Source organism: Streptomyces sp. NPDC085944 (assembly GCF_040686295.1).
Lineage (GTDB): Bacteria > Actinomycetota > Actinomycetes > Streptomycetales > Streptomycetaceae > Streptomyces > Streptomyces salinarius.
The window spans coordinates 12,763-34,808 of the sequence record NZ_JBFBJX010000031.1; the positions used below are offsets into that span (position 1 = coordinate 12,763).

Sequence of the window (22,046 nt, forward strand, 5' to 3'; positions counted from 1 at the left end):
TCAAAGCTGCCGAGTGAGCCGTGTCGGCTGAACATCGAGGCGTCCTTTGCTGCCCTTTGCGGAGTCAGCCCCATCGAGTACTCCTCCGGCCGTCGGAACACGCGCCGGCTCAACCACGGCGGTGATCGCCAGGCCAATGCGGCCCTGCACCGCATCGTCTTCACCCGCCTGCGCCACGACCCGCGCACCCAGGCGTACTTCGAACGCCGCACCCAGGAGAGCAAGACCCTACGGGAGATCATCCGATGCCTCGAACGGTATGCCGCTCGCGAGGTCTTCAACCTGGTCAGATCGGTTTCCCGCACCCCTACGTTATAGGGGCGTCCGTGGGACGTGAGAGGGTCTGGGGCGTGAGCGAGACACCACCGAACACCCTGCAATACCGCTTTGACGGGCCAGAAGACGCTCCGGTTCTGATCCTGGGGCCCTCACTGGGCACCACATGGCACATGTGGGACCGGCAGGTGCCCGAACTGTCCCAGCAGTGGCGGGTCTTCCGTTTCGACCTGCCCGGACACGGAGGTGCCCCGGCCCATCCCGCCGGGTCCGTCGCCGAACTCACCACGCGCCTGCTGGCCACCCTCGACGGGCTCGGTGTGCAGCGCTTCGGCTACGCGGGCTGCGCGTTCGGCGGTGCCATCGGGATCGAACTGGCGCTGCGCCACCCCGAGCGGCTCGCCTCCCTTGCGCTGATCGCCGCCTCGCCCCGGTTCGGCACGGCCGACGAGTTCCGCCAGCGCGGCGTGATCGTGCGGACCAACGGGCTCGACCCCATCGCTCGCAGCTCTCCCGAGCGCTGGTTCACCGGCGGGTACGCGGCCGCGCAGCCCGCGATCACCGAGTGGGCGGTGCAGATGGTGCGGACCACCGACCCGGGCTGCTACGTCTCCGCCTGCGAGGCCCTCGCCGCGTTCGACGTGAGTGGGGAACTGACCAGGGTCGGCGTCCCGACCCTGGTCCTCGTCGGCTCCGACGACCAGGTCACCGGCCCCGCCGAGGCCCGCACCCTGGTCGCCGGCATCCCCGACGCCCGCCTCGCCGTCGTCCCGGGCGCCTCCCACCTCGTCCCGGTCGAGCAGCCCGCGGCCGTCACCGACCTGCTGGTGCGGCACTTCAGCACCGCCTGGCAGGCCGTCCACGAGGGCACCTCCACCGGTCAGGTCCCCGTACCGGCGCCGGTCCACCCCACCGCACACCCGGACCCGGTCGCACCGGTCCCGGTCGCACCGGTTCCGACCGCACCGGTCGCGGGGCCGGCCGCCGCGCCCCTCCAGCCGGTGCCTCCGCCGCCGCAGGCCGCGCCCCTCGCCGAGATCGCCCCGGCCCCCGCCGTGCCCCCGCAGGCACAGGGGAGGCCCGACCCGTACGACGCCGGTCTCAAGGTCCGCCGCGAAGTCCTCGGCGACGGACACGTCGACCAGGAGATCGCGCGGGCGGACGAGTTCTCGGGGGACTTCCAGGAGTTCCTCACCCGGTACGCGTGGGGCGAGATCTGGGACCGGCCGGGCCTGGACCGCCGTTCGCGCAGCTGTGTCACCCTCACCGCCCTCGTCGCCGGCGGCCATCTGGACGAGCTGGCGCCCCACCTCAGGGCCGCCCTGCGCAACGGCCTCACCCCGGGCGAGATCAAGGAAGTACTGCTGCAGGCGGCCGTCTACTGCGGCCTACCGGCCGCGAACGGGGCGTTCCGGGTGGCCCAGCAGGTCATCCGTGAGGAGACGACACCACCGGAGTGATCCCTGCGGGCCGGGGGCGGGCGCGCGGAGGCAGGATGGGGACATGAAGCTCACCAAGAAGTCGCACGCCTGTGTCCGCCTGGAAAAGGACGGGCAGACGCTCGTCCTGGACCCGGGCGGGTTCAGCGAGGAGGACGCCGCCCTCGGCGCGGACGCGATCCTCGTCACCCACGAGCACCCGGACCACTTCGACGAGCTGCGGCTGCGCGCCGCGATGGAGGACAATCCGGCGGCCGGGATCTGGACGCTGAAGTCGGTCGCGGAGAAGATCTCCACGGCGTTCCCGGGCCGTGTCCACACCGTCGGCCACGGCGACACCTTCACCGCTGCCGGTTTCGACGTGCAGGTCCACGGCGAGTTGCACGCGGTGATCCACCCGGACATCCCGCGCGTCACCAACGTCGGCTTCCTCGTGGACGGCGGCAAGGTCTTCCACCCCGGCGACGCCCTCACCGTGCCCGACCACCCGGTCGAGACGCTGATGCTGCCGGTCGCCGCCCCCTGGAACAAGATCTCCGAGGTCATCGACTACGTCCGCGAGGTCGGGCCGCGGCGGGCCTACGACATCCACGACGCGATCCTCACCGACCTGGCCCGGCCGATCTACGACCGCCAGATCGGCGAGCTGGGCGGCGCCGAGCACCTGCGGCTGGCCCCGGGCGGCTCGGCGCGGCTCTGAGGCCCCGACCGGGGCGGGACCGTGTTGTCAGTCCCGCCCGGTAGGTTGTGGGACATGCGCATCGCGACCTGGAACGTGAACTCGATCACCGCCCGCCTGCCGAGGCTGCTGGCCTGGCTGGAGAGCAGCGGCACCGACGTGCTCTGCCTCCAGGAGGCCAAGATCGCCGAGGCACAGTTCCCCTTCGACGAGCTGCGCGAGGCGGGTTACGAGGCGGCGGTCCACGCCACCGGCCGGTGGAACGGGGTGGCGGTGCTCTCCCGCGTGGGCCTGGAGGACGTCGTCAAGGGCCTGCCGGGCGACCCTGGCTACGAGGGGGTCCAGGAGCCGCGCGCCGTCTCCGCGACCTGCGGTCCGGTCCGCGTCTGGTCGGTGTACGTGCCCAACGGCCGCGAGGTGGAGCACCCGCACTACGCCTACAAACTCCAGTGGTTCGAGGCCCTGCGCGCCGCCGTCGAGAGCGACGCCTGCGGCGACCGCCCCTTCGCCGTGATGGGCGACTACAACGTCGCACCGACCGACGACGACGTCTACGACCGCGCCGCCTTCGAGGGCGCCACCCACGTCACCCCCGCCGAGCGCGCCGCCCTCGCCTCCCTGCGCGGCGCCGGCCTCTCCGACGTGGTCCCGCGCCCGCTCAAGTACGACCACCCCTTCACGTACTGGGACTACCGCCAGCTCTGCTTCCCCAAGAACCGCGGCATGCGCATCGACCTGGTGTACGGAAACGAGCCCTTCGCCAAGGCGGTCACCGACTCCTACGTCGACCGCGAGGAGCGCAAGGGCAAGGGAGCCTCGGACCACGCGCCGGTCGTGGTGGACCTGGAGCTGTAGGCCGTCCACCCCGCGCCCACGGCTTCCGCGTGCCCTGTGGTGCACATGGCGGTACGAATGACAGTCTGGAGGTATGAACTTCCCCTTTCTGGGCAGGCGGCGCGAGCATCCCCGGGTGCACGACGCGGAGGGCATCGGTGAGCTGCTCGCCGACTGCGATCTGCTGCGCTCGCAGGCGCTGCGGGAGGGGGTACGGCTCGACGACTCCGCGCTCTCCTTGGAACAGCTGGACCAGGTGCTGCCGCGCTGGCGCGCCGACGAGGAGATCCTGACCTGGCTCGGCAACGACGCCGGTCTCTACCTCGGTACCGTGATCGTGCGCACCGTGCCCGGCGCCGTCTGGGCCATCCGGTCCGACGGACAGCCGGTCGTCCGGCTCGCGTCCGGCCGTGAGTTCGACGTGGTGGCGAACGGGCACGCGTGGGCGGAGGGCGGCGTTCCCGAACTCTCGCAGTTGTACGGCGAAGTCGCCGAGGCGTGAGTCGCGCCCCCGTCCGACGCATCCCCGCCCGCCGTTCCCCTGTCCCTCGCGCGCCCGCCCGCTAATAGGGGTAATGCCCGGATGGTGCGTGTCGGCGTTATTCGTGGCGTTCGTCTGGATACGTTGCGGTGGTCGGAGCGGACACGAACGCACGGGGGGCGTACGCAGGGTGCAGCCGGAGATCACTGCTCGCGGGCGAGGAGAAGGTCAGCTGCAGACCGGCGGGCGGCCCCGTCGAGGTACCGCTCGACGTCGCGCCGCCCGCCGGTCGGCTCAGCGGGAGGTGACGGACGGTGCCGTGGGCAGGTACCCGGGCGCTCGCCAGGCGTCCAGCCGGTCCTCCACCGCCGCCCCCAGGGACAGCAGTTCGGCGTCCTGCCGGTCACCGGCCATGAGGAGCAGCCCGACCGGCAGTTCGCCGACGAACCCGGCGGGTACGGACAGCGAGGGATACCCGGCGACGGCGGCGGGGGTGGACGACGGGATCACGTCGTCGTCGCCCCGTGCGCAGTCGGTGGTCCACGCGGGCGGGTTCGCCGGGGAGGCGATGGCGTCCAGGTCGTGCTCGGCCATGACCTCGTCGATGGAGCGCCGGGACAGATCGGTCAGCTCCGCGCGCATCGCCCGGTACCCCGGATCGGAGGTGGGCGGTGCGGCCAGTGCCTGCTCGAACAGTTCCTGGCCGGCGAAGCAGGCCTGCTCCCGCGGGTGCGTGCGGTTGAACTCGACCAGCTCGGCCAGGTTCTGCGGCCCGTCACGGGTGGCGAGGTAGGCGTCGATGTCCCGGTGGAACTCGCTCAGCAGCGCCGGGAACTCGAGCTCGGCAAGCCGCTCCTGGTACGGCAGGCTCACCTCGACGACCTCGGCCCCCGCGGCCCTCAGTTGCTCGGCCGTACGGGTCATGAGGGCGTCCACCTCGGTGCCCAGTGACGGCAGGCGCCACAGGCCGATCCGTTTGCCGCGCAGCGTGCCGGGACGGCCGGCCGTCTGCGCGAGGCTCGGCGCGTCGCCGTCCCGCACGGTGTCGCGGCCGCTCAGCACCGAGAGGGTGAGCGCGGTGTCGATCACGTTGCGGGCCATGGGGCCGGCCGTGTCCTGCTCGGCGGAGATCGGCACGACGCCCGACTGGCTGACCACTTTGAGGCTGGGCTTGAGGCCGACCACGCCGTTCATTCCGGCGGGGCAGACGATGGAGCCGTCCGTCTCGGTCCCGATCGCCACCTGCGCCAGCGACGCGGCGAGAGCGGCGGCCGAACCGGAGGACGATCCGCAGGGGTTGCGGTCCAGGACGTACGGGTTGTTCGTCTGACCGCCCACCGCCGACCACCCCGACGTCGGCTTGGCCGCGCGGAAGTTGGCCCACTCGGACAGGTTGGCCTTGCCGAGGATCACCGCACCGGCCGCCCGCAGCTTCTTCACCAGGTCGGCGTCGGTGGCCGGCGGGCTTCCGGCCAGGGCCAGGGACCCGGCGGTCGTCGGCATGTCGCGGGTGTTCACGTTGTCCTTGAGCAGGACGGGGATGCCGTCCAGCGGGCCGCGGGACTTGCCGAGACGGTGCCTGAGGTCGCTGGCGACCGCCTGGCCCAGGGCCGTCGGGCTGGTGCGCAGCACCGCGTTGATCCTGGGGCCGACGGCCTTGATCCGCCGCAGATAGGCGAGGGTCAGCCGGAACGAGGACAAGGTCCCGCGGTCCATGCGTTCCTGCAGTTCGGGGATGGTGACCGTGTCGAGGTTCACTCCGTGGACGAGCGCCGACTCGACGGATCGCGTCGTGTCGCCGGGTCCGGGTTCGGCGGCTCGGGCGCGTTGACCGGGGGCCGCCGCCACGAGGGGGGCCACGACCAGGATCGCGGTCAGGGCCGCCATGCTTCTCTTCTTCATGCCGGACAGCCCACTACACCGGACCGTGGGACACAAGGGCCGCTCTTTGCACCGCAGTTGGGCGCCCCCCCCGCCCTCTTGACGGTCTCCGCTCCTCCGCTAAGGTCTAGACCTGCATGTCGTAGGTCTAGACCTACGACGCGGTGTTGCCTCGTCGGCAACGTCGTACATACGCCGGGGCAGGCTGGTTCGACGTGGACCGAAGGGAAACGTGATGTCATGCGCATGAAAAGACGAGTGGTCACCGTCGTGGGGGCGTTGGTCGCCCCCGTGGTGGCCCTGAGTCTGCCGGCACCCGCGGCGAGCGCCCACGGCTGGGTGGTCTCGCCGGGCAGCCGACAGGACCAGTGCGCCAACCGCGTGGTGCAGTGCGGTCAGATCAAGTGGGAACCGGCGAGTGTCGAGGGCCCGAAGGGGCTGCGCAACTGCAGTGGCGGGGACGCCCGGTGGGCCGACCTGGACGACGACTCCAAGGGCTGGCGGGTCACTCCGATCGGCACCACCCACACCTTCACCTGGACCATCGAGGCGCGGCACGCCACCAGTAACTGGCAGTACTTCATCGGCGACCGGAAGATCGCCCAGTTCGACGGCCACGGCGCCCTGCCTCCGGCTTCGGTCAGCCACCAGCTGGACGTCAGCGGGTTCACCGGGCGGCAGAAAGTGCTCGCGGTCTGGAACATCGCCGACACCGCCAACGCCTTCTACGCCTGCATCGACGTCAACATCGGCGGTGGCGACGGCGGTGGTGGAGACGGCGACGGCGGCGGTGATCAGCCGGGCGACTGCGCCGCGGGAGCCTGGAGCGCCGGGAACGTCTACACCGGCGGAGAGACCGTCTCCCACGCCGGACACACCTGGCGCGCCAAGTGGTGGGTGACCGGCGAGGAGCCCGGCACCACCGGCGAGTGGGGCGTCTGGGAGGACCTCGGCGCCTGCTGAACCGTCGAGCCACCCGAGCCCAACCGGTCGGCGCACGCCGCGCGAGGGGCGTGCGCCGACCTGGTGGCAGCGGCCATCCGGCAGATCCTCGTGCTGGCAGACCGCGCCTCCCAGGGTGCCGGCGCCACGTTCCGCACCCTGTACTACCACCACAGCGAACAGCCCCAGCACTAACAGCAGTTCAACCGCGTCCACGCCCGGCTCCGAGCCCCCGGCGAACGTGCCTTCGCCCGGCTCAAGTCCTGGCGCATCATGCGCAGAGCACGCTCCTTCACTCGCCTGTCAGCCGCACCGTCCAAGCCATCCACGTACTGCTGACCTGCGACTCTTCAGGATGAAGGAGGTTCAGTGACTACCTTCGAGCGCAGTACCGAACTGAGCGTCCAGCGGTGCGTGTTGGTTCCTGCGTCCCTGCGTGCTGCATCATGAGCGTCGAACGTGGTCGTGTCATCGATGTTGAGGCCAGGGATTGACGTATGCGTGCATTATCTGGACGTGGTGAGAACTGGGCCGGTAGTCGGGGGGCGTCGGATCGTTCTCGCGGCGGCCCTCCATCTGGTCGGACCCCGGTGCCGTCGAACGTGGCCGCAGTCTTGGCACTGCAGAACCTCGCCGGAAACACCGCGATGGCGGAGGCCGTCACGGTGCAGCGCGCGTCCGGGCGTGGGCGCCAAAATCGGCGGCACGATGACTCGCACCTTGCCTACGGCTCCTCCTCAGGCGGCTCAGGGTCTTCCTCCGGGCGAAGGGAGCGGAGAAACGACAGCTCGGACTCGGATCTGGCGTATGGATCCGACCACGGATCACCACCGCCGGTCGATACCCCGTTCCGTGGCTCGGTGGGCGGAGTAAGTTTCGCGAGTGAGAGCAATGGCGCGGCGATGCGGGAGGTGTTCGACTTCGTAGCGGCTGCGGCTCCTCATTTCGGGCAGGAGCTTGCAGCTGCCGGATCGATTACGGTGCAGTTCGGGCGTACGCAGGGTGGAACTCCTGGCGAGTGGCGGGCCAACAGCCGTTCCATCATTCTGGATCCTCGGAGGGCGGGCATGGCTCATCTTGCCGGGACCGCCGTGTTCGAGATTCTCAATGCCGCGTCGACACGTCGCGTGGCCGCCCTGGAGGGCGAGGCGCGCAGCGGCAGGCTGGCTGTTCGGGCCGAGCAGGCACAGTGGCCGGCCGATCAGTTCTTCGCGATGGAAGTGGAACGTATCGAATGGGAGAACGGCGTCAGGCATCGGCAGATTGTGACCAGTGTGGGGATGGCGGGGTCGGGTTCCGACCTCTTCGCCGTCGAGGGCGAATTCAACGCCTACTACGAGCGACAGGTGCGTTCTGGCCACACCCACAGTTACGAATTCCGCTACAACCTGCTGCGTGAAGAAGCGGCCTCCGAGGAGCGCCGCCGTCAGGCGGAAGAAGGGGGTCCGTCGCGTGGCGGCCGCGGGCACGGCTCCTCCTCGGACAGCTCTCGTAAGCGTCATCACAGGTCTCACCGGAAGTGAGCCCTTTCCGAGTGGCCGCTGTTCGGGTGACGGGCTGAGGTTCCGCAACGCACGAGGCTCCTGCGCCGTTGGGAGAGGTGTTCGACATCCCGCAGGGTGAGTACCGCGCGCCTCGCGATCGAGCGGGCGCTGAGCCAGCCCTGACAGCACGACACGCCGGCCACTGGTCGCGGAGTTGTCGTCGAACGCCACGCCACAGGAGTGCGGCGAGGGGTGGGGCTGGGACTTCCCGGGCGGAGACGCGAAAGGTTGAAAGAGCAAGCTCAACCTTGCGCCGTATATCGCTGTTCGCCGAGGCCGCCAACAGGGACCCGGAGCGCTTCGCCGAGCCGGACCGCTTCGACATCACCCGTGCCGCCACGTCGCACCTGGCGTTCGGGCACGGTCTGCACCACTGCCTGGGCGCACCGCTGGCCGGACTGGAGGGCGCCATCGCCGTCGGCAGCCTGCTGCGCCGGTTCCCCCGGCTGCGACTGGCCGACCCGGAAACCGAACCGGGACGGCACCCCAGTCTTCTCATGAACGGCATTGTCGCCCTGCCGGTGACCATCTCGTGAACAGGACCGGGATCAGGCCCGCCGGCCCACGGGGCGGCCCCGCACAAGACTCCGCCCGCCTCGACTCTCCTCCACCTGAAGGATCTCCGTGGAACGCCGCACCGGGCCTCAAACTGGAGAGCGATATCTCACGGACCTGCCGGCTCGATCTCGATTCGCGGACCCTCCGTGCCCGGGTGATCGCACGGCTGGGACAGGACATCGCCCACGACGCGTACTGCTTCGCCACCATCGACCCGTGGACGCTGCTGGTCACCGACGACCTGTCCGACGGCATCCCGCCGGGCAACGCGGTTCTGGCGGCGCACAACGAGTACCTCGTCGCCGATGTGGACAAGTTCGCCGACCTGGCGCGCACCGGCCGCATCGTCGGGATCCTCGGCCGCAGTGCCGCCTCGCACGGAAGCGAACGCCTCCGGGCTGTCCTGCCGGCCATCGACGCCCAGCACGAGTTGCGCGCCGTCTTCCTCGCGGACGGAGAGTGCTGGGGCGCGCTGTCGCTGTTCCGGCGCGGCGGGCGGGCGGACTTCACACCACGCGAGGCGGGGCTGCTGAGGTCGCTGTCGCGTCCGGTCGCGGCGGTCCTGCGTCGAACCTGCGTCAATGCCGCACCGGGGGCGCCGTCGGTGCCGTCCGGGCCCGGTGTCCTGGTGCGTGACGAAAAGGGCCGCACCCTCGTCGCCAACGAGACGGCGCGCTGCTGGCTGGACGAGATCGGCACACTGCCCCCGCACGAGGTGGCGGCGGCGGCCCGAGCCGGACGCGGAGAAGAGGCGTACCTGCGGGTACGGTCCCGTGCCGGACGGTGGCTGTCGCTGTGGGGGTCGCCGCTCGACGGCGATCCGGGCCGTGGCGCCTCGATCGTCATCCAGCCGTCTCCGACCTCCCACATCACCGAGATGCTCGCGCTGGCCCACGGGCTGACGGCGCGAGAACAGGAGATCCTGCGGCAGGTGATCTCCGGCCTGCCATCCACGGGAATCGCTGCCGCGCTGGCCGTATCGCCCTACACCGTGCAGGACCACCTGAAATCCGTCTTCGCCAAGTTCGGCGTCCGCAGCCGCGGGGAGTTGGTGGCACGCGCCCTGGGCATCCCGTCCACCGACGTCGCGCACCGATGAGCCCGACAGCGAAGTCCCACCCTCCGTAAGCCACTCAAACATCCGCTGTCTGCGGACGCGGCAGCGGATGCTGAAATGGGCGCTGAAATGAGCGAACACCGCCGAGGTGTATTGCGAGCCCCTGTCCGCGTGGAAGATCACTCCGTCCACGTGGCCGCCGAGGGGAGCCACCGCCGTCGAGAGCACGCGGGCGACCAGTTTGGTGCGCATGTGCGTGGCCGTCGACCAGCCGAGCACCCGGCGCGAGCAGATGTCCAAGACGCAGGCCAGATACAGCCACGTGCCGCCGACCTGCACGTGTGTGATGTCGCCGCACCACTTCTCGTCCGGGCGGTCGGCGGCGAAGTCGCGTCGGACCAGGTCCGGGGCGGGCGGCGCGAGACGGTCGGGGATCGTGGCGCGTTCGCGCCGGCGCGGGTGTCGGCCCTCGGTCCCGTCGCGGCGCATCAGCCGCTCGATCCGCGTGCGGTCGACCGTTGCCCGAAGCCCCGCAACTCGGCGTGCGTGCGCCGCACTCCGTAGGTGCCGTGGTGGTCGTCGTGGAGCTGGTGGATCTCCGCGACCAGCGCGTCGTCGTCAGCCCGGTGCTCGGCCGGGGCGACCGCGCCGGCCGTCCACCGGCAGTAGCTCGAGCGCGAGACCCCGAGCCGGCATGGTCCCCTTCGGATGGGACGTCGCCGAACGCGGAAAGAAGAGCGCCTCACACTACGGCGTCCACAAGGAGGAGGCGGCGACCCTGAGCCGAGCGAGGGAGGTCTTCCCGGAGAGGCGCAGCTGACGGAGACGGCGCTGATCCTCAACAGCGAGCAGCGCCTGACCCGGTCCGGAAACGGCTGGACCGCCAAGAACGTCCGCTGCCGCCTCCTGGGGGATGCGGCCCTGCAAAACCGCGTCACATGGCGAGGCCACGATGCTCAGCGAGACCAGGACGGCAACCCGATCTATGGAGAGACCGTCGTGATCAACCTTCCGTCAATCTTCACGGACGAGGAGGACCAGGAGCTGAAGTCCGCCATGGCGAGCCGTCGGCCGCCGACCAAGACCCGGCCCCGCATCTGCCTCCTGACCAGCCCCTGCGGCAAGACCTACGAGGGCCACCAGCACCGGCCCACAGCGGTCGTCTACCGATGCCAGGGCCGGCACGAGTCGTACGCCGGAGCGGGCGACCGCTGCACCAAGACGTTATGGCAACACTCGGCGACGCCGACCGCATGAAGGCCATGGCCCAAGACTGTCCGAGCGCTTGGCGGCGGTGGCTGCCGTGAGGAACGCGACCGTTCGAACCGGGCCCGCCCACACAGAACTCCGTGCGCTCGCCGAAGCCCTGGCCGGCCATGTCCTGGGTGACCACCTGGGCGTGCGCGCCGCAGTCCTTGATCAACGCGGACAGCTCGAGGAGCGCGAAGACGTCGAAGCGGTGGATCGCCGGCTCGGAGGCGGCCGGGTCCCGGTTGACGACGAGCAGCGACTCGGAACTGTCCGGCAGCCCGAAGAACGCCTGCTTCCGCCGGAGCCTGCGCTTCCACAGATAGGTGCGGGCGAGCCAGCCCAGCGTGGCGCTGATGCCCGCCGCGACCACGCCCAGGACGATGTTGCGTACGTCGTCAGGCATGGGCGCGCATGCTAGCGGGCGTCGGCGTACCTGTGTTCGACGGGGCGCGGCACCCCGGGCGCACCCGGCCGCGTCCGGTGCTCCTGACGCGGCCATGACGATCAACTAAGCTGCCCGAACGGCCTTTCCCTGGAGGTGCGGATGCGTCGCCCTGTCGCACGGAATCTGACGGTCCTGGCGGTCTCGGCCGCCGTGGTGGTGTCGGTGGGAGCGGCCGCGCCGCCCACGGCCCGGCACCGGCCCGCTCCGAAGACCCCGGTCGCCGTCGGGTACGGCGGCGCGGTCTCCAGCGTCGACCGGGACGCCTCCGCCGCCGGCATCGAGGTGCTCCGCAAGGGCGGCAACGCCGTCGACGCGGCCGTGGCCACCGCCGCGGCGCTGGGCGTCACCGAGCCCTACTCCGCCGGAGTCGGGGGCGGCGGATACTTCGTCTACTACGACGCCGAGTCCCGTACCGTGCGCACCATCGACGGCCGCGAGACCGCGCCGCTCACCGCCGACGAGAAGCTTTTCACGGAGGACGGCAAGCCGCTCGCCTTCGCCGACGCCGTCACCAGCGGCCTGTCCGTGGGCACGCCGGGCACCCCGGCCACCTGGCAGACCGCCCTCGACCGGTGGGGCAGTCAAAAGCTCTCGTCCGTGCTGAAGCCCGCCGAGCGACTGGCCCGGCACGGCTTCACCGTCGACGAGACCTTCCGCTCCCAGACCGCCTCCAACGAGCAGCGGTTCCGCTACTTCCCGGACACCGCCGAGCTGTTCCTGCCGGGCGGCGAACTCCCGGTCGTGGGCTCGACGTTCAAGAACCCCGACCTGGCCCGCACCTACCAGGAGCTGGGCCGCGAGGGCGTCGGCGCGATCTACCACGGCGAACTCGGCGAGGACATCGTCGACACCGTCAACAAGCCGCCCGTCGACCCGGACTCCGGCTGGAACGCCCGCCCCGGCGACCTGTCCACCAAGGACCTCGCCGCCTACGAGGCGAAGCTCCAGGCGCCCACGAAGACCTCGTACCGCGGCCTGGACGTCTACTCCATCGCCCCCTCCTCCTCCGGCGGCACCACCGTCGGCGAGACCCTCAACATCCTGGAGCGCACCGACCTCTCCGCCGCGGACGAGGCCGGCTACCTGCACCGCTCCATCGAGGCCAGCCGCATCGCATTCGCCGACCGCGGGCGCTGGGTCGGTGACCCCACCTTCGAGGACGTACCGGCGAGGGAGCTGCTGTCGCAGCGGTACGCCGACTCGCGCGCGTGCCTGATCAAGGACGACGCGGTGCTCACCAGTCCCCTCGCGCCCGGCGACCCGAGGCACCCGGCCGACTGCGCGGGTGGCGGCACGGCGGCGCCGACGACGTACGAGGGCGAGAACACCACGCACCTCACGGTGGCCGACAAGTGGGGCAACGTCGTCGCCTACACACTCACCATCGAGCAGACCGGCGGCAGCGGCATCACCGTGCCCGGCCGGGGCTTCCTGCTCAACAACGAGCTGACGGACTTCTCCTTCGCCCCGGCCGGCCCGGCCGTCCACGACCCGAACCTGCCCGGACCCGGCAAGCGCCCGCGCTCCTCGATCGCGCCGACGATCGTCCTGGACCGCCATCATCAGCCGGTCGTGGCCCTCGGCTCGCCCGGTGGCGCCACCATCATCACCACCGTGCTGCAGACCCTCACCGGCTTCCTCGACCGCGGGCTCCCGCTCGTCGACGCGATCGCGGCCCCGCGCGCCAGCCAGCGCAACGCCGCCCAGACCGAACTCGAACCCGCCCTCTACGACAGCGGCGTACGGGCCGAGCTGGAGGCCCTCGGGCACTCCTTCAAACTCAGCCCCGAGATCGGCGCCGCGACCGCCGTGCAGCGGCTGCCGCACGGCAAGTGGCTGGCCGCCGCGGAGAAGGTACGGCGCGGCGGCGGCTCGGCGATGGTGGTCGAACCGGTGCGGCGGAGGTAGTCACAGTTCGGGGACGGGCCGCTCGGGCGTGCGGAACGCCAGCCGCCCGTCCTCGACGTCGACCGTCACCCGGCCGCCCTCGGCGACCCGGCCGTCGAGCAGCAGCCGGGACAGCTCGTTGTCGACCTCGCGCTGGATGGTGCGGCGCAGCGGACGCGCGCCGTACTCGGGCTGGTAGCCGCGCTCGGCGAGCCAGTCCACGGCCGCGTCGGTGAAGTCGACGGTGATGCCCTGCGCGCGCACCAGGCGGCGGGTCTCGTCGAGGAGCAGGCTGGTGATCTGCCGCAGCTGCTCGCCGCTGAGCTGGCGGAAGACCACGATCTCGTCGACGCGGTTGAGGAACTCGGGCCGGAAGTGCTCGCGCAGCGGGCGCAGCACCTGCTCGCGCCGGGCCTCCTCGTCCGCCTCCGCGCCGCCCGAGCCGAAGCCGATCCCGGCACCGCGCCGGGTGATCACGTCGGAGCCCAGATTGCTGGTCATCACGACGACCGCGTTGGAGAAGTCCACCGTCCGGCCCTGCGAGTCGGTCAGCCGCCCGTCGTCCAGCACCTGGAGCAGGATGTTGAAGACGTCCGGGTGCGCCTTCTCCACCTCGTCGAGCAGCAGCAGCGAGTACGGGTGGCGGCGCACCACCTCGGTCAGCTGGCCGGCCTCCTCGTGGCCGACGTAGCCGGGAGGGGCGCCGACCAGGCGGCTGACGGTGTGGCGCTCCTGGTACTCGCTCATGTCCAGGCGCACCATCCGGTCCTCGCTGCCGAACAGCGCCTCGGCCAGTGCCCGGGCCAGCTCGGTCTTGCCGACGCCGGTCGGGCCGAGGAACAGGAAGCTGCCGATGGGCCGGTTCGGACTGGACAGCCCGGCGCGCGAGCGCAGCACGGCGTCGGAGACGACCCGTACGGCCTCGTCCTGGCCGACCACCCGCTCGTGCAGGTGGGACTCCAGGCCCAGCAGGCGGTCCTTCTCCTCCTGGGTGAGGCTGCTGACCGGGATGCCGGTCTGCCGGGAGACCACCTCGGCGATGGACTCGGTGCCGACGACCAGGTTCAGCCCCTCGTCGGCCTCGCCGTCCCCCGTGGCCTCGGTGATCCGCTGCTTCAGCTCCACGATCCGGTCCCGCAGCTGCGTCGCCCGCTCGTACTGCTCGTCCGCGACCGCCTGGTCCTTGTCCCGGACCAGCTGGTCGACCTCGCGTTCCAGGGCCCGCACGTCGGTGCCCTTCGTGCGGGACTGGAGCCGTACCCGGGCGCCCGCCTGGTCGATCAGGTCGATGGCCTTGTCGGGCAGCCGCCGGTCGGTGAGATAGCGGTCGGACATCTCCACGGCCGCGACCAGCGCCTCGTCGGTGTAGCGGACCTGGTGGTGGGCCTCGTAGCGGTCGCGCAGGCCGCGCAGGATCTCGATGGCGTCGGCCGTGCTGGGCTCGGGGACCAGGATGGGCTGGAAGCGGCGGGCGAGGGCCGCGTCCTTCTCGATCCTGCGGTACTCCTCCAGCGTGGTGGCCCCCACGATGTGCAGCTCGCCGCGGGCCAGGGCCGGCTTGAGGATGTTCCCGGCGTCCATCGACCCGCCCTCGCCGCCCCCGCCGGCGCCGACGACCGTGTGCAGCTCGTCGATGAAGATGATCAGCTGGTCGGAGTGGGCGCGGATCTCGCCCACGATGTTGTTCATCCGCTCCTCGAAGTCGCCCCGGTAGCGGGTGCCGGCGACCACGCCGGTCAGGTCCAGGGCGACCACGCGGCGTCCGAGCAGCACGTCGGGCACGTCGCCGTCGGTGATGCGCTGCGCCAGCCCCTCCACTACGGCGGTCTTGCCGACGCCGGCGTCACCGATCAGCACCGGGTTGTTCTTGCCGCGCCGGGAGAGCACCTCGACGGTCTGTTCGATCTCGTCCTCGCGGCCGATCACCGGGTCGATCCGGCCCTGCTGGGCCAGATCGGTGAGGTCGCGGCCGTACTTGTCGAGGGTCGGCGTGTTCGTAGCCCGGGCGCTCTCGGTACGGGCCTTCGCGGCCTCCGGGGATTCCGTGGGCACGTTGGAGGGCGCGAACCGGGCCGCGTTCAGGATGTGCCCGGCGGCCGAGTCCGGGTTGGCGGCCAGGGCGCTGAGCACGTGCTCCGGGCCGATGTAGCCGGTGCCGGTGGAGCGGGCCATCTCGTGCGCGTCCAGCAGGGCGCGCTTGACGGCCGGGGTGAGCGAGAGCGACGTGGGGGGCGGGACCTCGCCCGGCGGGTGCTGCACCGGGCCGGTCCGCTCGTCGATCTGCGAGGCCAGCGAGTCGGGGTCGGCGCCGGCCCGGCTGAGCAGCCCCCGGGTCGGCTCGGTGGCGAGCGCGGCCCGCAGCAGGTGCTCGGTGTCCAGGTCCCGGCTGCCGTGCTCGGCGGCGTACTGGGCGGCGCCGCGCACCAGCTCCCGGGCGGGCTGGCTGAGCAGCCGGCCGATGTCGATCTGCCTCGGCCTGGGCCCGCCGAAGAAGCGTGCCAGGAACTCCGCGAACGGGTCGCCCTCCGGGCCCATGTAGCCGCTGGTCATCGTGTACGGACCTCCGCTGCATCGCTGATCGACGTGCCGGGGCCGGGTAACCCGGACGAGGCGCGGTCATGCCCAACATGACACGTTCTGTTCCGGTGGGCATGCCGGGAACCCGGGAGCGCGCAGGGCCGCACGAAAAGGTTCGCCCAGCGGCTCAGGGCCCCGTACGGCGACGTCGGGGCCCGTCCTCCTGCGACGCCGTGGCCCGTCCCGGACGTCTCACAGCCCGTCCCGCGACGTCAGGACGCGCGGACCGCTCTCGGTGATCGCCACGGTGTGCTCCACGTGCGCCGCCCGGGAGCCGTCGTTGGTGCGCAGGGTCCAGCCGTCGGGGGCCGCGTGGTAGTCGTCCCGGCCGCCCGCGATCAGCATGGGCTCGATGGCGATGACCATGCCGTGCCGCAGCGGGAGCCCGCGCCCCGGGCGGCCCTCGTTGGGCACCCCCGGGTCCTCGTGCATGTGGCGGCCGATGCCGTGGCCGCCGAAGTCGTCCATGATCCCGTAGCCGCCCGTCCGGCACACGGTGCCGATGGCGTGCGCGATGTCGCCGATGCGGTTGCCGACGACGGCCGCCCCGATGCCCGCCTCCAGGGCCCGCTCCGCGGTCTCGATCAGCCTCACGTCGGCCGGACGCGGCGTGCCCACCACGAAGCTGAGCGCCGAGTCCCCCGCCCAGCCGTCCAGGAGGGCGCCGCAGTCGACGGAGACGAGGTCCCCGTCGCCCAGCCGGTAGCCGTCCGGGATGCCGTGCACGATCGCGTCGTTCACCGACGCGCAGATGACGCCGGGGAAGGGCGTCGGCGCGAAGGAGGGCCGGTACCCGAGGAACGGCGAGCCCGCGCCCGCCTCCCGCAGCACCTCGTGCGCCACCGCGTCCAGCTCCAGCAGTGACACGCCCACGTCCGCCGCCTCCCGTACGGCGGTCAGGGCCCGCGCGACGACCTGTCCGGCCGCGTGCATGGCGTCGATCGATGAGTCCGTCTTCAGTTCCACCATGCCAATTACTATACCGGTATTTGAATTGGGTCCCGGCGGCGGGGGCGGTATTAGAATGACGCCATGGTGCGCACACCCCTGACCCCCGAAGAGCGTGAGCGCGGCGAGCAGCTCGGCCGGCTGCTCCGCGCGGCCCGCGGCGACCGGAGCATGACGGCGGTCGCCGCCGAGGCCGGCGTCTCCGCCGAGACCCTGCGCAAGATCGAGACCGGCCGGGCCCCCACCCCGGCGTTCTTCACGGTGGCCGCGCTGGCCGGCGCGCTGGGGCTGTCCATGGACGAGCTGGTGGGCAGGTGCGTCCCCTTGCCCGCCTGAGGCGCCCGCACTCACCCACAGGAGTGCGAAACGTGATCGACACCGTGCCTTGACGACGATGGTCTTGGCAAGCCCGTCCGGCCAGGCTTACGTTCGTCCCTCTACGGCCTGCTCTACGGGCGTAGAGGCTCTGACGTCGTGTCGAAGGAGCAGCTCATGGCCAACGTCGTACGTGCCGCTCTCGTCCAGGCCACCTGGACCGGCGACACCGAGTCCATGGTGGCGAAGCACGAGGAGCACGCCCGCGAGGCCGCCCGGCAGGGCGCGCGGGTCATCGGGTTCCAGGAGGTCTTCAACGCTCCCTATTTCTGCCAGGTCCAGGACCCGGAGCACTACCGCTGGGCCGAGCCCGTGCCCGACGGTCCCACCGTCCGCCGCATGCAGGCCCTGGCCCGCGAGACCGGCATGGTGATCGTCGTCCCCGTCTTCGAGGTCGAGCAGTCCGGCTTCTACTACAACACCGCGGCCGTGATCGACGCCGACGGCACCGTCCTCGGCACCTACCGCAAGCACCACATTCCGCAGGTCAAAGGCTTCTGGGAGAAGTTCTACTTCCGCCCCGGGAACCTGGGCTGGCCGGTCTTCGACACCGCCGTCGGCAAGGTCGGCGTCTACATCTGCTACGACCGCCACTTCCCCGAGGGCTGGCGCCAACTCGGCCTCGGCGGCGCCCAGCTCGTCTACAACCCGTCCGCCACCCACCGCGGTCTCTCCGCCCACCTGTGGCAGCTGGAACAGCCCGCCGCGGCCGTCGCCAACGAGTACTTCGTGGCCGCCATCAACCGCGTCGGCGTCGAGGAGTACGGGGACAACGACTTCTACGGCACGTCGTACTTCGTGGACCCGCGCGGACAGTTCGTCGGGGAGACGGCCAGCGACACCAAGGAGGAACTCGTCGTCCGCGACCTGGACTTCGACCTGATCGAGGAGGTCCGGCAGCAGTGGGCCTTCTACCGCGACCGCCGTCCCGACGCCTACGAGGGGCTGGTGCGGCCGTGACCCGCGACCTCTACGCCCGCCACCGCGCCGTCCTGCCCGACTGGCTCGCCCTCTACTACGAGGACCCGCTGGAGATCAGCCACGGGGAGGGCCGGTACGTGTGGGACACGGCCGGCAACAAGTACCTCGACTTCTTCGGCGGCATCCTCACCACGATGACCGCGCACGCCCTGCCCGAGGTCACCCAGGCCGTCGCCGAACAGACGGGGCGTATCGTCCACTCCTCGACCCTGTACCTCAACCGCCCGATGGTGGAGCTCGCCGAACGCGTCGCCCGGCTGTCCGGCATCCCCGACGCCCGGGTCTTCTTCACCACCTCCGGCACCGAGGCCAACGACACCGCCCTGCTGCTCGCCACCACCTACCGGCGCAGCAACGCGATCCTGGCGATGCGCAACAGCTACCACGGCCGCTCCTTCAGCGCCGTCGGCATCACCGGCAACCTCGGCTGGTCCCCGACCTCCCTCTCCCCGCTCCAGACCCTCTACGTCCACGGCGGCGTCCGCACCCGCGGCCCCTACGCGGACCTGGACGACCGGGACTTCATCGACGCCTGCGTCGCCGACCTCGAGGACCTGCTCGGCCACACCCGCGCCCCCGCCGCGCTGATCGCCGAACCCGTCCAGGGCGTCGGCGGCTTCACCTCCCCGCCGGACGGCCTGTACGCCGCCTTCCGCGAGGTGCTGCACGAGCGGGGCATCCTGTGGATCTCCGACGAGGTGCAGACCGGCTGGGGCCGCACCGGCGAGCACTTCTGGGGCTGGCAGGCGCACGCAAGGAGCGGTCCGCCCGACATCGTCACCTTCGCCAAGGGCATCGGCAACGGCATGTCGATCGGCGGTGTCGTCGCCCGCGCCGAGATCATGAACTGCCTGGACACCAACAGCATCTCCACCTTCGGCGGCACCCAGGTCACCATGGCCGCGGGCCTCGCCAACCTCTCCTACCTCCTGGAACACGACCTCCAGGGCAACGCCCGGCGCGTCGGCGGCCTGCTCATCGAACGGCTGCGGTCCGTCGCCGCCCGGGTGCCGCACGTACGGGAGGTGCGCGGACGCGGCCTGATGATCGGCGTCGAGCTGACCCGCCCCGGCACCGACGAGGCCGCCCCCGACGCCGCGTCCACCGTCCTCGAGGAGGCCCGCGCCGGCGGACTGCTCGTCGGCAAGGGCGGCGGCCACAGCACCAGCGTCCTGCGCATCGCCCCGCCGATGTCCCTCACCGTCGCGGAGGCCGAGGAGGGCGCCGCGATCCTCGAACGCGCCCTGCGGAGCATCTGACCGCCGCGTGGCCGAGCCCCAGGAGGCGCCGCCATGACCACCACCTCGCGGGTCCCGGCCCGGCAGCCCCGGGAGCCCTGGGAGCCGGCCCTGTCGGTTCGCCAGGTCCTCGACCTGGAACGGGTGCAGGCCGGACAGCCCGAGGTGGTGGCCGGCGCCCACCGGCTCGACCGGCCGGTGCGCTGGGTGCACGTCGCCGAGGCCGCCGACGTCGGCGTGATGCTCACCGGCGGCGAGATGGTCCTCACCACCGGGGTACTGCTCGCCGGGGACGAGGACAGGCAGGGCGAGTACATCCGCTCGCTGGACCGCGCCGAGGCGGCGGCCGTCGTGCTCGGCCTCGGCCGGGCCTTCCCCGCGCCGCCCGACGTGATGCGCAGGGCGGCCGAACGCTGCGGACTGCCCCTGGTCGTCCTGCACCGGCCCTTCCCGTTCGCCGAACTGACCGAGGAGGTGCAGTCCCGGCTGCTGCGGCGCAAGTTCGCCGCCGTCAGCCTCTCCGAGGCCGTACGCACCGAACTGACCGGCCTGATCACCGCCGGCGCCCCGGTGCAGCGCCTGCTCGACGAGGTGGCCCGGCACGCCGGCTGCCCGGTCGTCGTCACCAACCTCGCCCACCGCGTGCTCGCCACGGCGGGGGAGCGGGCGGCCGTCGACGACGTCCTGCGGGACTGGGAGCGCATCGCCCGCCAGGCCGGTGCCGCCTCCGCCGACGGCTGGGTCCGCGCCGAACTGAGCTGCCGCGGGGAGCGCTGGGGCCGCCTGGTGCTGTGCGGCTACCGGGGCGAGCGGGCTGCCGGACGCCTGCTCGCCGACCGCGCGGCCGAGGCCCTCGTCCTGCACCGCATGCTCGCCGGTGACGGCACCCACGGGGGCGGTTGCGCGGGCCCCCGGGACGCGTGGGACTCCTGGGAGGAGCAGTCCACGCGGAGCCTGCTCACCGACCTGGTCACCGGCGCCGTACCGGCGCGGCAACTGCTGCCCCGGGCGCGCGCGGCCGGCCTGCCCGTCAACCGGCGCGTCTTCGTCCCCCTCGTCGTCCGCGAGCGGGAGCCCGCCCGGCCCGCCCGGGTGCTGCGGCGGCTCGGCCTGCCCGGCATCGCCGCCCGGCTCGCCGACGACCACGTCGCCGTCCTGCTCAGCCTCGCTCCCGACCAGGACGCCCGGGCGCTCACCGCCCACTTCGCGACCAGGCTGCGTGCGGAACCGGACACCTCCCACACCGTGGTCGCGGCGGCCGACGCCCGCGCCGACTGGACCGACGTCCCGGCGGGCCTGCGCGAGGCCCAGCACGTCGCCGACGCCGTCGCCGACGCCGCGACCACCCTGGACCCGCCGCCCGTCGTGCGGCTGCGCGACATCCATCTGCGCGGCCTGGTACGGCTGCTGCGCGACGACCCGCACGTGCAGTCCTTCGCCGAACGCGAGCTGGACGGACTGCTGAGCGGCCCCGACCAGGACCTGCTGTCCGTCCTGCGCACCTACCTCGCCACCGGCCGCAACAAGTCCCGCACCGCCCAGCTCCACCACGTCTCCCGGCCCGCGCTCTACCGCCGCCTCGAGGCCATACAGGGCCTCCTCGGCGTCGACCTCGACGACTTCGAGCAGGCCGCCTCCGTCCACATCGCGCTCCTCGCCCACGACGCCCAACAGGGGTGACACCGTGCAATGCCCGACCCCCGCAGACGTGACACCGTGCCACTCAATCCGGCCGGCCGCCGTCCCTAGTCTCGCCGTACACCGAGCGAGTGGAGGCCGAAGATGAGCCGAGTGATCCGAGCCGCGCTCTTCCAGACCGCCTGGACGGGCGACAAGGAATCGATGATCCAGGTCCACGAGCAGGCGGTGCGCGACGCCGCCGCCCAGGGCGCACAGGTCATGTGCTTCCAGGAGCTGTTCTACGGACCGTACTTCTGCCAGGTCCAGGACCCGGAGTTCTACGCCTACGCCGAGAGCGTCCCGGACGGGCCGATCGTCGAGCGCTTCCAGCGGCTCGCCCGCGAACACGGCATCGTCCTGGTGCTCCCCATGTACGAGGAGGAGCAGCCCGGCGTCCTCTACAACACCGCCGCCGTCATCGACGCCGACGGCTCCTACCTCGGCAAGTACCGCAAGACGCACATCCCCCAGGTGCGCGGCTTCTGGGAGAAGTTCTACTTCCGCCCCGGCAACTCCGGCTGGCCGGTCTTCGACACCGCCGTCGGCAAGGTCGGCGTCTACATCTGCTACGACCGGCACTTCCCCGAGGGCTGGCGGGCGCTGGGCCTCGAAGGCGCCGAGATCGTCTTCAACCCGTCGGCCACCTCGCGCGGCCTGTCCGGCTACCTGTGGCAGCTGGAGCAGCCGGCGGCCGCCGTCGCCAACGAGTACTTCGTCGGCGCCATCAACCGCGTCGGCGTCGAGGAGTTGGGCGACAACGACTTCTACGGCACCTCGTACTTCGTCGACCCCGAGGCCCAGTTCGTCGGCGAGGTCGCGAGCGACAAGGAGACCGAACTCGTCGTCCGCGACCTCGACCTGGCCAAGCTGCGCGAGGTCCGCGACCGCTGGCAGTTCTACCGCGACCGCGCGCCGGGCGCCTACTCCCCGCTGACCGCGCCCTGACCCGCCGGCGCCCCCGACAGGAGGGAAC

At 71.6% G+C, this 22,046-nt stretch carries 19 protein-coding genes and 4 pseudogenes; 17 read left to right on the top strand and 6 right to left on the bottom strand.

What is annotated here, in order from left to right:
* Positions 1-36 precede the first annotated feature (36 nt).
* The 5 genes and pseudogenes from AB0P07_RS34915 to AB0P07_RS34935 all read left to right on the top strand — a co-directional run.
* A pseudogene (locus AB0P07_RS34915) lies at positions 37-318 on the top strand (transposase); the annotation flags it as partial.
* Between the two features lie 32 nt (positions 319-350).
* The gene (locus tag AB0P07_RS34920; RefSeq protein ID WP_365558007.1) at positions 351-1,736 is read left to right on the top strand and encodes an alpha/beta fold hydrolase; all 1,386 of its coding nucleotides are present in this window, start codon (positions 351-353) and stop codon (positions 1,734-1,736) included.
* Positions 1,737-1,779: 43 nt separating this feature from the next.
* Positions 1,780-2,415 (top strand): MBL fold metallo-hydrolase, encoded by a 636-nt coding sequence (locus AB0P07_RS34925; protein WP_365558010.1) that lies wholly within the window; start codon positions 1,780-1,782, stop codon positions 2,413-2,415.
* A 54-nt stretch (positions 2,416-2,469) separates the two neighbouring features.
* The gene (locus AB0P07_RS34930; protein ID WP_365558012.1) at positions 2,470-3,249 is read left to right on the top strand and encodes an exodeoxyribonuclease III; all 780 of its coding nucleotides are present in this window, start codon (positions 2,470-2,472) and stop codon (positions 3,247-3,249) included.
* 73 nt (positions 3,250-3,322) lie between these two features.
* On the top strand, positions 3,323-3,730 hold the full coding sequence (locus tag AB0P07_RS34935) for a DUF6278 family protein (RefSeq protein ID WP_365558015.1): 408 nt from the start codon (positions 3,323-3,325) through the stop codon (positions 3,728-3,730).
* A 273-nt stretch (positions 3,731-4,003) separates the two neighbouring features.
* Here the strand turns inward: AB0P07_RS34935 and AB0P07_RS34940 are convergent, their stop codons facing one another.
* A complete protein-coding gene (locus AB0P07_RS34940; protein WP_365558018.1) occupies positions 4,004-5,611 on the bottom strand; it encodes an amidase family protein in 1,608 nt (535 codons plus the stop codon).
* 219 nt (positions 5,612-5,830) lie between these two features.
* On the opposite strand from AB0P07_RS34940, the gene AB0P07_RS34945 reads away from it, so the two are divergent.
* From AB0P07_RS34945 to AB0P07_RS34965, 5 genes and pseudogenes are all read left to right on the top strand, one after another.
* The gene (locus tag AB0P07_RS34945) at positions 5,831-6,553 is read left to right on the top strand and encodes a lytic polysaccharide monooxygenase (protein ID WP_365558021.1); all 723 of its coding nucleotides are present in this window, start codon (positions 5,831-5,833) and stop codon (positions 6,551-6,553) included.
* Between the two features lie 78 nt (positions 6,554-6,631).
* A pseudogene (locus tag AB0P07_RS34950) lies at positions 6,632-6,891 on the top strand (transposase family protein); the annotation flags it as partial.
* Between the two features lie 708 nt (positions 6,892-7,599).
* Positions 7,600-8,055 (top strand): hypothetical protein, encoded by a 456-nt coding sequence (locus tag AB0P07_RS34955; RefSeq protein ID WP_365558023.1) that lies wholly within the window; start codon positions 7,600-7,602, stop codon positions 8,053-8,055.
* A 269-nt stretch (positions 8,056-8,324) separates the two neighbouring features.
* The gene (locus AB0P07_RS34960) at positions 8,325-8,612 is read left to right on the top strand and encodes a cytochrome P450 (RefSeq protein WP_365558026.1); all 288 of its coding nucleotides are present in this window, start codon (positions 8,325-8,327) and stop codon (positions 8,610-8,612) included.
* A gap of 176 nt (positions 8,613-8,788) precedes the next feature.
* A complete protein-coding gene (locus tag AB0P07_RS34965) occupies positions 8,789-9,733 on the top strand; it encodes a helix-turn-helix transcriptional regulator (protein WP_365558028.1) in 945 nt (314 codons plus the stop codon).
* Positions 9,734-9,793: 60 nt separating this feature from the next.
* On the opposite strand, the pseudogene AB0P07_RS34970 reads toward AB0P07_RS34965, so the two are convergent.
* Together AB0P07_RS34970 and AB0P07_RS34975 are read right to left on the bottom strand one after the other, a co-directional pair.
* A pseudogene (locus AB0P07_RS34970) lies at positions 9,794-10,180 on the bottom strand (DDE-type integrase/transposase/recombinase); the annotation flags it as partial.
* Positions 10,180-10,629 (bottom strand): IS3 family transposase, encoded by a 450-nt coding sequence (locus AB0P07_RS34975; protein ID WP_365558031.1) that lies wholly within the window; start codon positions 10,627-10,629, stop codon positions 10,180-10,182. The pseudogene AB0P07_RS34970 and the gene AB0P07_RS34975, both read right to left, overlap by 1 nt.
* A gap of 61 nt (positions 10,630-10,690) precedes the next feature.
* Here AB0P07_RS34975 and AB0P07_RS34980 point away from each other — a divergent pair, with 61 nt between their 5' ends.
* Positions 10,691-10,948, top strand: coding sequence for a hypothetical protein (locus AB0P07_RS34980; RefSeq protein WP_365558068.1), 258 nt, complete (start codon positions 10,691-10,693; stop codon positions 10,946-10,948).
* Between the two features lie 52 nt (positions 10,949-11,000).
* Here the strand turns inward: AB0P07_RS34980 and AB0P07_RS34985 are convergent.
* Positions 11,001-11,345: pseudogene (locus AB0P07_RS34985) on the bottom strand (hypothetical protein); the annotation flags it as partial.
* Positions 11,346-11,486: 141 nt separating this feature from the next.
* Between AB0P07_RS34985 and ggt the strand changes: the two are divergent.
* Complete coding sequence (gene ggt / locus AB0P07_RS34990; RefSeq protein ID WP_365558033.1) at positions 11,487-13,295, top strand: gamma-glutamyltransferase; 1,809 nt, start codon at positions 11,487-11,489, stop codon at positions 13,293-13,295.
* Here ggt and AB0P07_RS34995 read toward each other — a convergent pair whose 3' ends face one another.
* Entirely contained in the window at positions 13,296-15,824 is a 2,529-nt protein-coding gene (locus AB0P07_RS34995; protein WP_365558036.1) for an ATP-dependent Clp protease ATP-binding subunit, read from the bottom strand. It lies immediately after the preceding gene.
* A gap of 219 nt (positions 15,825-16,043) precedes the next feature.
* The gene (map, locus tag AB0P07_RS35000; RefSeq protein ID WP_365558038.1) at positions 16,044-16,820 is read right to left on the bottom strand and encodes a type I methionyl aminopeptidase; all 777 of its coding nucleotides are present in this window, start codon (positions 16,818-16,820) and stop codon (positions 16,044-16,046) included.
* A 63-nt stretch (positions 16,821-16,883) separates the two neighbouring features.
* Between map and AB0P07_RS35005 the strand changes: the two genes are divergently transcribed.
* From AB0P07_RS35005 to AB0P07_RS35025, 5 genes are all read left to right on the top strand, one after another.
* Positions 16,884-17,135, top strand: a complete 252-nt coding sequence (locus AB0P07_RS35005) for a helix-turn-helix transcriptional regulator (protein ID WP_365558041.1) — start codon at positions 16,884-16,886, stop codon at positions 17,133-17,135.
* A gap of 156 nt (positions 17,136-17,291) precedes the next feature.
* Entirely contained in the window at positions 17,292-18,134 is an 843-nt protein-coding gene (locus AB0P07_RS35010) for a nitrilase-related carbon-nitrogen hydrolase (RefSeq protein ID WP_365558043.1), read from the top strand.
* On the top strand, positions 18,131-19,414 hold the full coding sequence (locus AB0P07_RS35015; RefSeq protein ID WP_365558044.1) for an aspartate aminotransferase family protein: 1,284 nt from the start codon (positions 18,131-18,133) through the stop codon (positions 19,412-19,414). The genes AB0P07_RS35010 and AB0P07_RS35015 overlap by 4 nt, the downstream gene beginning before the upstream one ends.
* Before the next feature lie 33 nt (positions 19,415-19,447).
* The gene (locus tag AB0P07_RS35020; protein ID WP_365558047.1) at positions 19,448-21,073 is read left to right on the top strand and encodes a PucR family transcriptional regulator; all 1,626 of its coding nucleotides are present in this window, start codon (positions 19,448-19,450) and stop codon (positions 21,071-21,073) included.
* 102 nt (positions 21,074-21,175) lie between these two features.
* Positions 21,176-22,018, top strand: coding sequence for a nitrilase-related carbon-nitrogen hydrolase (locus AB0P07_RS35025; RefSeq protein ID WP_365558050.1), 843 nt, complete (start codon positions 21,176-21,178; stop codon positions 22,016-22,018).
* Positions 22,019-22,046 lie beyond the last annotated feature (28 nt).